We start from the raw sequence: 11,812 nt of genomic DNA on the forward strand, positions 1-11,812 counted from the left end.
TCACCTTCGGCTACGATCCGGCCAACCCGATCATCAAGAACTTCACCTTCACCGCGGACGCCAACGACCGCATCGCGATCATCGGCGAGAACGGCATCGGCAAGACGACCCTGCTCAAGCTGCTGGTCGGCCCCGGCCTGCACGGCCTGGCGCCCCAGTTCGGCACCGTCAAGTGGGCCGAGAAGGCCAAGCTCGGCTATTACGCCCAGGATCACGCCGATGACTTCGCCAGCGGCGAGAACCTCACCGACTGGATCAGCGGCTACGTGCGCGAAGGTGGCTACGAAGGCGACGACGCCGAAACCCTGATCCGCGGCACGCTGGGCCGGCTGCTCTTCAAGGGCGACGACGTGAAGAAGTCGGTCAAGGTGATCTCGGGCGGCGAACAGGGCCGGATGCTGTTCGGCAAGCTGATGCTCCAGCGCAAGAACGTGCTGCTGCTGGATGAGCCCACCAACCACATGGACATGGAATCCATCGAATCCCTCAACTCGGGCATCGCGGATTTCAGCGGCACGCTGTTCTTCGTCTCCCACGACCGGGCGTTCGTGTCGTCCATCGCCACCCGCATCCTCGAGATCCGTGGCCCCGGCGACATCGTCGATTACCGCGGCACCTACGAGGAATATCTCGCCAGCCAGGGCATCGAGTAAGCCTGTCGGCAGGTTTCAGACGACGGCGCGGCTTTCCGGCCGGGTCGTCGTCCGCTGCGCCTCGATGTAGGCGCGGCAGGCTTCCGGGCTCACCGCCGGGCTGTACAGCCAGCCCTGGAAACCGTCGCACCCCAGGCTCGCCAGCAGATCGCGCTGGGCCTGGGTCTCCACGTACTCGGCCACCAGCCGCACATCCTGGCTCCGGCACAGCTGGCCGACGCTGGCGATGATCTCGCGGCAGCTGGCGTTGTTCAGCACCTCCCGCGTCAGCGATCCATCCAGCTTGATCGCGTCGATGCGGAAGCGCCGCATGTACAGCAGCGAGCTGTAGCCCATCCCGAAATCGTCCATCGCCAGCTTGACGCCCAGCGCGCCCAGGGCTGACAGGTTGTGCGCCGAGGTTTCGGTGCTGCTCACCAGATGGCCTTCGGTGATCTCGATCTCCAATGCCCCGGGCGCCAGCCGGTGGCGCGTGAGGCAGCGCTCGACCCGCGCCGCGAAGGCCGGGTCTTCGAGCTGCAGGGGCGAGACATTCACCGCCATCTCGATGCCGGAAAGGCCGGTCTCGCGCCACTGCTGCAGCTGCCGGCAGGCCATCTCGAGCACCCGGTCGCCCACCTCGTTGATCTTGCCCGCATCCTCGATGATCGCCACCGCCACGTGGGCCGGCACGCCGCCCAGCAGCGGGTGATCCCAGCGCAGCAGGGCCTCGACGCCGGTGACCCGCCCGGCCTGGTCGAGCTTGGGCTGGTAGGCCAGATGGATGCGGCCGCTGCGCAGATCCTGGTCGAGCCGAGCCGCCAGGCTCCGCGCCAGGCTGCCGATCTCGTCGGTGCGACCCAGCAGCTGCTGGCCCGGCTGAACCAGAATCCCCTGCATCGAGCTGATCAGCCGCGCGAAGGTGGCCCGGGTGCGGGCGCGCTGGAGGCGGTCGTTGCGGCGCACGAAGGGCAGGTAGATCGCCACCGAGAGCCCGATGTTGACCAGCTGCAGCGCAACCCCCCGCCACGAATCGGCGGTGAGCCAGGCGTTGAGCAGCAGCGGCGTGGCCCACGGCACGTGGCCGGCGTTGGGCGGGACGAGGCCGGCGGCCACCGCACCCCAGGCGACCAGCAGGCTCGCCAGCGGCGCCAGCAGGAAGGGCAGCAGCAGCGTCGGGTTGAAGACGATGGGCAGGCCGAAGATCAGGATCTCGTTGATGTTGAACAGGGCCGTCGGTGCCGCCAGCCAGCTCAGGCGCCGACGGCTGCCGCGGGTGACGGCCAGCAGCGGGATCAGCAGGCCGATCGTGGCGCCCGACCCGCCCAGCAGCACGAAGGCATCCACGAAGGCGTTGGTGATGATCTCCGGCGGCACCTGCCCGGCCTGCAGGGCGTGGATGTTGGCTTCGCTGGCCGGGAAGAGGTGGTCGCGGTAGAACAGCTCCAGCGCGTTGTTGCCGTGCACGCCGACGAACCACAGCAGGTGGGCCAGCACGGTGAACAGCACGGTGCGCAGCAGGGCGCTGTCCGACAGCCCGAACAGCCAGCCCAGCGCCCGGTCGCCGATGGCGTCGGCCGACTGGGCGTAGGGCGCGATCAGGGCGTGCTGGATCACGCAGAACAGCCCGATGGTGAGCATGCCGGGGAGGACGGACTTGAGCACCGCCGGGAGTTCCGAGTCCGCCTCGGCCAGCATGGACAGGTCGAGCCCGCGCACGCGCCGCAGGCGCAGGAAGAGCTCGGTGGCGGCGATGCCCACCAGCACCGACAGGAACACCCCCCGCGGCACCGCCAGCTCGCTGGAGAGCAGGCCCTTGCCCGGCAGGACCAGGATGAAGTAGCAGCACAGGGCGATCAGGGCCACCGCCACCGGGCTTGTGTCGGTGCGCTGCCGGGCCGCGACAAGCGCCGCCAGCGCATGGCTGGTGGCGAACACCACGGCGATCGACAGCAGCCCCAGGCTGGCCTGCCAGGCGGACTGCACGGCAGCGCGCCAGTCGGGCCCCCACCAGCCGTCCATCGCGGCCTGGTAACCGGGGATCGGCAGGTTGAGGACGAGCAGGGCGACGGCGCCGCTCAGCACCAGCGGCAGGGTCAGCAGAAAGCCCCGCCGGACCGCCGGGGCCCAGGGATGGTCACCCGCGCCGGGGCGGTCCGCGTCAGTCATGGCGTGGGCATGCGGCAGCGGGGTGAGGCAGGAGCGGACATCGGCATGGGGCGTCCTCGGGTGTCCTGCCCGGGCCTTGCGGCGGCGCCGGGCGGGCGGATCGACTGTCGGCGCCTCTATGGGCGCCTGCCCGGTATCATCGCGCATTCCGCACCGACTGTAAGCCCCATGCCGCAACCTTCGATCCTTGCGCTGCTCTCCGCGCTCACCATTGCCTTCGGGCTGGTGGCGGATCGCTTTGGCGGCGCGTGGGGCCAGCCGCTGGTGAGCGTCTGGGTGTGGGCCCTGTGCGCGCTGCTGGTGGTGGCGCATCCGGCCCAGCGCACGCGTCTGCTGGCCTGCCTGGTGATCGCCACCGCGGGCGAGGTGGTGCTGTCGCTGGTCTGGGGGCTCTACGACTACCGCCTCGGCAACCTGCCGCTGTTCGTGCCGCCGGGGCATGTGCTGCTCTACTGGCTGGGCCTGTACCTCGCCGATCGCCTGCCCGGGCGGCTCCTCACGGCCACCGCGTGGCTGGCGGTGGCGGGCGTCAGCGCGCTGGCGCTGGGCGGCGTGGACTGGCTCGGGCCGCCGCTCCTGCTGATCTTTCTGGCCTGTCTGCGCTGGGGGCCGGCGCCGCGGCTTTACGCGACGATGTTCCTGCTGTCGCTGGTCATGGAGTTGTGGGGCACCTGGCTCGGCAACTGGGCCTGGCGGGCGACGCTGCCCGGGCTGGGCTGGCCGGTGAGCAATCCGCCGCTGGCGGCCGGGGCGTTCTATTGCGTCCTCGATCTGCTCAGTGAAAGTGTGCGACGGCGCCGGGTTGCTGCAACTGCCTGAGGGTGGTGGCGGTGTAAGCTGGCATTTGCCAATGAAGCTCTCCAAGCTCTCGCTCATCTTCTCGGTCGTGCTGCTGTTGATCCTGGGGATCAACGGATCGATCTCGCTGCTCGCCCTGGCGGCCTTCGACAAGGTCCAGGCGGTGCAGCAGAACCGTGCCGACGCCCTGCGCCAGGTTGATGACCTGCGGCGCGAGATGGAAATGCTCAGCCGTCTCGTGCGCAGCTACGTGGTCACCGGCGAGACGAGCTACCTCAAGTACTACTACGCCATCCTGGCGATCCGCGAAGGCGAGCGGCCGCTGGTTGTCGATGACGACCCCACCACCTACTGGGACCGGGTCATCGCCGGCACCACGCCTTTCGTCCAGCGCCCGCCCGGGACAGGGGTTTCCCTGCGGGCTCGGATGATTTCCCTGGGCTTCGACGGCACCGAGCTCGAAGCCCTTCAGCAGGTGCTGTCCGAGGCCGAGGCGCTGAAGGTCCACGAGCAGGTGGCCTTTGCCGCCACCCAGGGGCTCTACGACCCCAAGGCCGACTCCTTCGTGTCGGAAGGCGTCCCCCACCCCGAGCTGGCGGTCAAGTTCGTCCATAACCGCGAATACGACATCCTGCGTGCCCGCATGGCCCAGGCGGTGGCCGAACTCAAGGGCCGGGTCGACCGCCGGACCGGCGCGGCCGTGAGCGACGCCCGGGCCCGCCTGCGCGACTGGATCGTGACGGCGATCATCGGCATGGTGGTGACCGCGCTGCTCGTGGTGCGGGGCTTCTTCACGGTGCGCCGGCGGGTGCTCCAGCCCATCGAGGACATGTGCGCCGCCACCGACCGGCTGGCCCGCGGCGAGTACGACGCGCGCATCCCCGACGTGGCCGGCGTGGCGGAGATCCGCACCCTGCGCGACACCTTCAACTCGATGGCGGGCTCCATCGAGAGCGACATCCTCGACCGCGAGCACATCCGCCAGGAGCTGGTCGAGGCCCGCGCCCGCGCCGAGCAGGCCACCCAGGCCAAGTCGATGTTCCTGGCCAACATGAGCCACGAGATCCGCACCCCGCTCAACGCGGTGATCGGCATGGCCGAGCTGATCCTCCACAGCCGGCTCTCCCCCCGCCAGCGCGACTACGTCAGCAAGATCCGCATCGCCGGCCGCACGCTGCTCGACACCCTCAACGACATCCTCGATTTTTCCAAGATCGAAGCCGGCCGGCTGGAGCTGGAAGACATCCCCTTCCGGCTCGAGCAGGTGGTTGCCAACGCCTTCCTGCTGGTGGAGCGCACGGCCCTCGAGAAGGGCGTCGAGCTGCTCTTCGATGTCCGCCCTGCCAGTGCCGGGCTGCTCCGTCAGCGCCTGAGGGGCGACCCCCTGCGCATCGGTCAGGTGCTCGCCAACCTGCTCTCCAACGCGGTCAAGTTCACCCCTTCCGGCCATGTGTCGCTATGCATAGACGGCAAGCTGGCGGACGACGGTCGGCATCTGGTCAGCCTCACCGTTGAAGATACCGGCATCGGCATGCGGCCCGAGCAGATCGAGTTCCTCTTCGACGACTTCGTCCAGGCCGACGGCGCCACCACCCGCCAGTACGGCGGCACCGGGCTGGGGCTCGCCATCGTCCGCCGGCTGGTCGAGGCGATGGGCGGCGAGATCCGCGTGCAGAGCGCGCCGCGCGCCGGCAGCCGCTTCCAGATCCAGATCCCCCTGACCCGCGACGGCGACGAGCCGGCGAGCCCGCTGCCGCCCCTGCCGCCGATGCGCGTGCTGATCGCCGAGGATTACCCCGAGGCCCGGCTGGCCCTCATCGACCTGCTCAACATCGAAGGCATCGACGATGTGGAAGCGGTCAGCAGCGGCAGCGAGGTGATGGCCTGCCTGCGCGCCGCGCGGGCCACGGATCGACCCTACGACCTGATGTTCCTCGACTGGTCGCTGCCCGATCTCGACGGCGGCGCCATCATGCGCGCCCTCGGTGAGCAGCCCGAGCTGGTGCCCGCCCACATCGCCCTGATGTCGGTGCCGCGGACCCTCGGCGAGGATGTGGCCGAGCTGCGCCCCGGCGGCCTGCACTTCTGCGACCGCCCGCTCCTGCCCGGCACCCTGCGCCAGCTGTGTGGCGTCGTGCTGGGCCTGCAGACGAAGGAGGCGGGCGGCAGCGTGGCCACCGGCGCCCTGGACGGGATGCGCGTGCTGCTCGTCGAGGACAACGCCACCAGCCGCGACGTGGCGGTGGCGCTGCTGGGCCGCTGGGGTGTCGAGGTGGACACCGCCGCCGACGGCCGCGACGCCCTCGCCCAGCTGGGCGCCGAGGCGCCGGATTACTACGCCCTGGTGCTGATGGACCTGCAGATGCCGGTGATGGACGGCTACGAGGCCATCCGCCAGATCCGCGCCCGGCCCGAACTCGGCGATCTGCCGGTGTATGCCCTGTCGGCCCACCGGGGGCGCAGCGTGCTGGAGCACTGCCTCGCCCTGGGCATGAACGGCTGCCTCAACAAGCCCTACGAGCTGCCCGAACTGTTCGACGTGCTGAGCCGGCATTACCGGCCCGAGTTCGCACCGGCGCCGACGCCGGTGCCCGCCGGCGGCCCGGCGCTGATGGGGCTCGAAGCGGTGCCCGGGCTCGACCCCAACTGCGCGATCAACGACACCGGGATCAGCCCGACCCTCTACCCGCGCCTGCTCGCCAAGTTCCGCGCCCAGTTCGCCGACGGTCCGGAGGCCCTGCGCAAGGACGTGGCGGCGCGGGACTGGGCGGCGGTGGCGCTGTCGTCGCACACCCTCAAGGGCCGGGCCGGCCTGCTCGGCATGAACGGGATCTCGATGATGTCCGGCCGGCTCGAGGCCGCCGCCCGGGCGGGCGACCCGCTCCGCGCGACGACCGCCCTGGCCGAGCTCGAGAACCAGATGCGGCCCCTCGTCGAAGGCCTGGGCAAGGTGCTGCTGCCCGATGTCGGCGAGACCGACCCGTAGCCCGCGTTGCCCGATCAGACGTCCCCCCCGGGAAGCGTCTGACGGGGGCGTGGCGGCTGCCGGCCGCCCGCGCCGGGCTGCCCGGCCCGATCACCGCGTGACCAACCCGCGCTTCATCGACGGTCAGGGCCATGCTGTCCGCTCACGGTGCCGTTTTATGCCGTGAGGCTTTTCGTGACAGTTTGTTGCCAACCGTCCCGGCGCCTCGGGAGAGAATGTGCCGCGATCCCGGCGCCTGGCCAGGGATGCCCACATTCTTCCGCGATGAGTCTTCTCCTTCGAATCCTGTGTGTCGGCCTGGCCCTGCTGGCCCAGGCGTCCGCCGCCCAGGATGTACGCTACTCGGCCTTCGGAACCATCGGCTACGCCCGATCCACCGACGAGCACCGTTACCAGCGTGCCGTCGACAGCGATGGCACGCTGGCGCGCGACTCCCTGCTCGGCGCCCAGATCGATGCCGCGCTGACCCCCGAGCTCGGCGCCACCGTCCAGGCCCGCCTGGCGCCGGCCGGCAACAGCGACGAGGAAGTGAACCTGCGCCTGCCGTGGGCCTTCCTTTCGTGGCGGCCCGACAATGCGCTGACCATCCAGGCCGGCAAGATGCGCCTGCCGGTGCTGCTCTACGCCGAGAACATCGACGTGGGCGCGACCTTCCCCTTCGCCCGTCTGCCGGTGGAGATCTACGCGATCCTGCCTTCCTGGGATTTCTACGGCGTCTCGGCCAGCGGCCACTGGACGCCCGGCGCGCTGGAGGTGGATCTGGATGGCTTTGCCGGCTGGTCCCGCACGTCGGCGCGTGTTTATGTGCGCAACCGGCCGGGCTCGGATGGGCCTGTCGCGTGGTACGAGGGCATCCACGGCGGGCTTGTCGGCACCGTGCTTACCGTCCGCCGGGGCGACAACCGCTACCGCCTGGGCGTGCTGGCCTGGGATGCCCGGCTCGACACCATGCGCTTCGGCAAGGAGTACCCCTACGTGCCCATCGCCCCGGGCACCGGCTACTACCAGACCAGCAACGCCCTGCCTGGCCCCGGGGTGGTGATGCGCGACCGCATCCGCTCCCAGATCGTCAGCGTCGGCTTCGAGAACGAACTGCCGGGAGGCTTCCGGGCGGTGGGCGAGGGCGTGCTGCGGTGGGGCGAGCGGGTGGATCAGGCCGCCGGCACCGACGCCTGGGGCGGCTATCTTTCCCTGCTACGCCCGACCGGCGCATGGACGCCCTACGTCTATGCCGCGAGCCTGCGTTCGTCGTCCCGCGCCCGCAAGCTCTACGCCAAGCTCAATGGCAGCCGGGTTCCCGACAGCGTGCCGGACGCCGCCCTGCTCAACGCCAGCCAGATCTGGGGCGCCGACACGGTGATCCTCTCCGACCAGCGCACCTGGGCGGTGGGCACGAGCTACGCCCTCGCCAGTGGGCAGGTACTCAAGGCCGAATGGCAGCGCACCCATGTCGGCCGCAAGTCCGCCTTCCTCGACGTGCCGGAGGGCTCCCCCGAAGGTAGCCGTCAGCTGGATGTCTTCTCCCTCTCCTACAGCTTTTCGTTCTGAGGGGAGACGATGCTGAAACGACTCCTGCTCTTTGTCGTGGGCCTCTTTGCCGGGGTTGGCCCGGTGCCGCTCCGGGCGGCAGGCAATGTGGTGCTGATCGGCCATCCGTCGGTGCCGCGCCTCGACCGGATGGCGGTCGAGCGCATCTACACCGGCAAGATCGTCGAGGTGGGCGACCAGCGCATCATGCCCCTCGACCTGCCCCCCGACAGCCCCGTGCGCAGCCGCTTTCTCTCCCGCTGGCTGAGCCGCGACGAGGCCCGCTACACCGCCTACTGGACGGTGCGCCGCTACGTGGGCAAGGGCGTGCCGCCGCTGGAGGTGGCCTCCACCGCCGACGTGATCCGGCTGGTATCCACCAGGCCCGGCGCCGTGGGCTACATCGACGAAGCCGACGTGACGCCCGGCATGAACGTGGTGGCGCGCTGAGGGGGCTGGCAGCCGCTCACAGGGCCTTCCGCGCCGCCTGCTCGCCCCACCACACCGCCTCCTCGAACACCGAATAGCCCGACAGATCCGCATGGGCAAACAGCACCGGTCCGTCCGCGGCCCGCAGCGCCGCGAGCCCGGCGTTGGCGAGGCTGCCCGGCACCGGTGTGGCCATGCCGTGGCCGCGCACGGTGATCTCCACCGCACGGGTGCGCCGCCACAGTTCCAGCTCGCCATAGGCCGCGCGCAGGTCGACGCCAGCGAGGTCGAGCAACTCGTCGGCGCTCGCGGTGGCGAGGCGCTGGCGGGCGTCGGTGGGTGAGGCATCGGCCAGCGCCCGGTAGGTGGTGAACACCGTGTGGGCCGGCCGCGCGGCGCGGATCAGCTGATGGGTGGCGACCACCCAGCCGAGGCCCGGGCTGGCGTGGATCACGTTGTCCCAGGCCAGCGGCTCGTCGTCGGATTCCTGCGGGAAGCCGTCCAGCAGGAAGTTCGCCACCAGCCACGGGGCCTGGGGCGGCAGATGGCGGGCCGGGTCGAAGCCCCGTTCGCGGATCATCGGCACAACATGCGCCGCCACATGCAGCGGCATCGCGCAGATGGCGCGGCGGGCGTGGATGCGGACGATGCCGGCGAGCGTGAGGCACAGGATCGCCACCCCGTTGCGGGTCTCGTCCACGCGCAGCGCGTGGCCGGGTAGCCGGCGTTCGGCGGGCACTCGGGCCAGCAGGCCGCGGGCGATCCCGGCGAGGCCGTCGGGCCAGGTGAGCAGCGCGCCGTCGGCGGCGTTGGCGGCATGGCCGCCGCGGCTGGCAAAGTAGTGCAGCCCGAACCACGCCGACACGCGATCCGACCCCGCGCCGTATTCGTCCCGGCACACGTAGTCGAGCCAGGCGTGGAGCGTGGGCGAGGTGTAGCCCTGGGCGATGAGCCAGTCGCGGAAGGGCACGCCATCCAGGCGTTGCCAGTCTGCATCGTGGCTGGATTCCACCACCGGCACGCAGAACAGCCGCTTGCCGTCGCCGCCGCGGCGATGGGTGAGTTCGGCAACAAAGGCCAGAAAGCGCCGGTGCTGGGCGGCCTCGACAGGCCCGACGGCGTCGGTGGGCAGCAGACCCTCGTGCCACTGCCCGCCAAACAGCAGGCGCTCGTCCGGGGCGTGCACCAGCGCCGTCTCGGCAAAGCGCGGGCGCTCGGCAAACGGGTCGGCCTCGATCACGCCCTGCTCGAAGAGGATCTCCCGCACGGTGGCGGATTCCATCGACGGCAGCGGCAGGTAGTGGGCGCCGCGGGGGTGCGGGATCGGGCCGGTGGGGCTCATCATCTCGCCGCCAGCGGCGTTGCCAAGGGGCTCCGGGCCTTCCACCAGCAGAAAGTCGTCAACGCCTTCCTTCGCCAGCCGCCAGGCGGCGCTGAGCCCGGCGATGCCGCTGCCGAGGATCGCCACGCCGCAGCGGATCTCCCGCGTCGGGGCGGGCAGGGCGGTGGCGTCGCGCAGGGCGTGGCCTGCGTCCATGCCGGGGCGCAGCACCGTGATCGGGATGCCGAAGTCGCGCAGCTGCCGGCAGCCGGGCAGGGTGGCGAGGGCGCCGGCGGCGAGCCCGGCCTGGATCCACCGGCGGCGGTCCATCAGCGCACCACGTTGCGCCAGTCCTGTTCGAAGTAATGCACCAGGGTCTGGCTGTTGAGGTGGTTGGGCTCGACGGCCGGCGGGCGCATGTCGGGCGGAAAGCGGAACATCGCCCGGGTGGTGTCGGCGTCGAGGAAGCGGGTGGGCACCGGGTAGCTTTCCGGCGGCACGAAGCCCGGCCGGCGGGTGGCGAGGTTGAAGCCCCACTCGCCAAACGACGGCACGTAGGCGTGGTAGGGCTGGGTGACGAAGCCGGCCTCGCGCAGCGTCGCGTCGATGCACCAGAAGCTCTTGGGCGCAAACCATGGCGAGGTGGACTGCACCACCAGCGCGCCGTTTGCCGACAGGTGCTTGGCCATCAGCCGGTAGATGGGCACCGAGTAGAGCTTGCCGAGGCCGAAGTTGGACGGATCGGGAAAGTCCGCGACGATCAGGTCGAACACCCCGGCGTTTTCATCCAGCCACTGGCCGGCGTCGGCGTTGATGACCGTGACACGCGGATCGGAGAGTGCGCCGCCGTTGAGCTCGGCAAGATACGCGTTGCGGGTGAAGAGATCGGTCATCGCCGGGTCCAGGTCCACCAGCGTGATGTGCTCGATGTGCGGGTAGCGCAGGATCTCGCGCACCGCCAGCCCATCGCCGCCGCCCAGCACCAGCACCCGCCGCGCCCACGGCATCGTCGCCAGTGCCGGATGCACCAGCGCCTCGTGGTAGCGGTGCTCGTCGCGGCTGGAAAACTGCAGGTTGCCGTTGATGTGCAGGCGCGTGTCGTCCTTCCAGCGGGTGACGACGATGCGCTGGTAGGGCGTGGTGGTGGCGTAGATCACCTCGTCGCCGAACAGCCCGCGCTCGGCCCAGCGGGTGAGGTGCTCCGAGGCCGCCAGCCCGATCGCCAGAAAGGCCATCGCCAGCACGCCGCGGGTGAAGCGGCCGCGGGCGCCGGGCACCTCGGCGCGGTAGTGCCACAGCGTCCACAGCGCCACCGCGGCGTTGGCCATCCCGAACAGGAAACCCGTGCGTGACAGCCCCAGTTTGGGCGCCAGCACCAGCGGAAACAGCAGCGAAACCACCAGCGCGCCCAGGTAATCAAAGGTGAGCACCCGGCTCACCAGCTCGGAGAACTGCGCCTGCCGGTTGTGGAGCACCCGCATCACCAGCGGAATCTCCATCCCCACCAGCACGCCCAGGGCAAACACCAGCGCGTACAGCACGGTGCGGAAGGGCGCCGACATCCACGCAAAGAGCAGGAACAGCAGCGTGGCCGACACCCCGCCGACGATGCCCACCAGCAGCTCGATGTCGATGAAGCGAGCCAGCGCGTCCTCGTCGCGCACGTATTTGGACAGGTGCGAGCCGACGCCCATCGCGAACAGGTAGCAGCCAATGATCGACGAGAACTGCAGCACCGAATCGCCCAGCAGGTAGCTCGACAGCGCCCCGGCGATCAGCTCGTAGGCGAGCCCGCAGGAGGCGACGACGAACACCGACAGGATCAGCAGGCGATCGGTGGCGGCAGCGGGGGTGGGGCGGGCGTCTGGCATGGCGCGGACTCTACCCGGAATGCGCTTGCCGGGCATCAGAAATGCTGGCTAAATGCCCCGCTTGCAGATTCGGACTCGG

8 protein-coding genes are annotated in these 11,812 nt (G+C 70.2%); 5 read left to right on the forward strand and 3 right to left on the reverse strand.

Annotated elements, in window-relative coordinates; translation table 11 throughout:
* A partial coding sequence (locus Q0672_RS22210; RefSeq protein WP_298626095.1) for an ATP-binding cassette domain-containing protein occupies positions 1 to 653 on the forward strand: 653 nt, incomplete at its 5' end.
* 15 nt (positions 654 to 668) lie between these two features.
* On the opposite strand, the gene Q0672_RS22215 is transcribed toward Q0672_RS22210, so the two are convergent.
* On the reverse strand, positions 669 to 2,801 hold the full coding sequence (locus tag Q0672_RS22215; protein WP_298626098.1) for an EAL domain-containing protein: 2,133 nt from the start codon (positions 2,799 to 2,801) through the stop codon (positions 669 to 671).
* A 168-nt stretch (positions 2,802 to 2,969) separates the two neighbouring features.
* On the opposite strand from Q0672_RS22215, the gene Q0672_RS22220 reads away from it, so the two are divergent.
* The 4 genes from Q0672_RS22220 to Q0672_RS22235 all read left to right on the forward strand — a co-directional run bounded on the left by Q0672_RS22220 (position 2,970) and on the right by Q0672_RS22235 (position 8,562).
* Complete coding sequence (locus tag Q0672_RS22220; RefSeq protein ID WP_153160629.1) at positions 2,970 to 3,620, forward strand: hypothetical protein; 651 nt, start codon at positions 2,970 to 2,972, stop codon at positions 3,618 to 3,620.
* Positions 3,621 to 3,651: 31 nt separating this feature from the next.
* Positions 3,652 to 6,585, forward strand: coding sequence for a response regulator (locus Q0672_RS22225; protein WP_298626101.1), 2,934 nt, complete (start codon positions 3,652 to 3,654; stop codon positions 6,583 to 6,585).
* Between the two features lie 264 nt (positions 6,586 to 6,849).
* Positions 6,850 to 8,133, forward strand: a complete 1,284-nt coding sequence (locus Q0672_RS22230; protein ID WP_298626104.1) for a hypothetical protein — start codon at positions 6,850 to 6,852, stop codon at positions 8,131 to 8,133.
* Between the two features lie 9 nt (positions 8,134 to 8,142).
* A complete protein-coding gene (locus tag Q0672_RS22235; protein WP_153160626.1) occupies positions 8,143 to 8,562 on the forward strand; it encodes a hypothetical protein in 420 nt (139 codons plus the stop codon).
* Positions 8,563 to 8,578: 16 nt separating this feature from the next.
* Here the strand turns inward: Q0672_RS22235 and Q0672_RS22240 are convergent, their stop codons facing one another.
* Together Q0672_RS22240 and Q0672_RS22245 are read right to left on the reverse strand one after the other, a co-directional pair.
* Complete coding sequence (locus Q0672_RS22240; protein ID WP_298626108.1) at positions 8,579 to 10,192, reverse strand: NAD(P)/FAD-dependent oxidoreductase; 1,614 nt, start codon at positions 10,190 to 10,192, stop codon at positions 8,579 to 8,581.
* A complete protein-coding gene (locus Q0672_RS22245; RefSeq protein ID WP_298626111.1) occupies positions 10,192 to 11,733 on the reverse strand; it encodes a polyamine aminopropyltransferase in 1,542 nt (513 codons plus the stop codon). Before Q0672_RS22245 ends, Q0672_RS22240 begins: the two co-directional genes overlap by 1 nt.
* Between the last annotated feature and the right edge of the window lie 79 nt (positions 11,734 to 11,812).

Source organism: uncultured Zoogloea sp. (assembly GCF_937894855.1).
Classification (GTDB): domain Bacteria; phylum Pseudomonadota; class Gammaproteobacteria; order Burkholderiales; family Rhodocyclaceae; genus Zoogloea; species Zoogloea oryzae.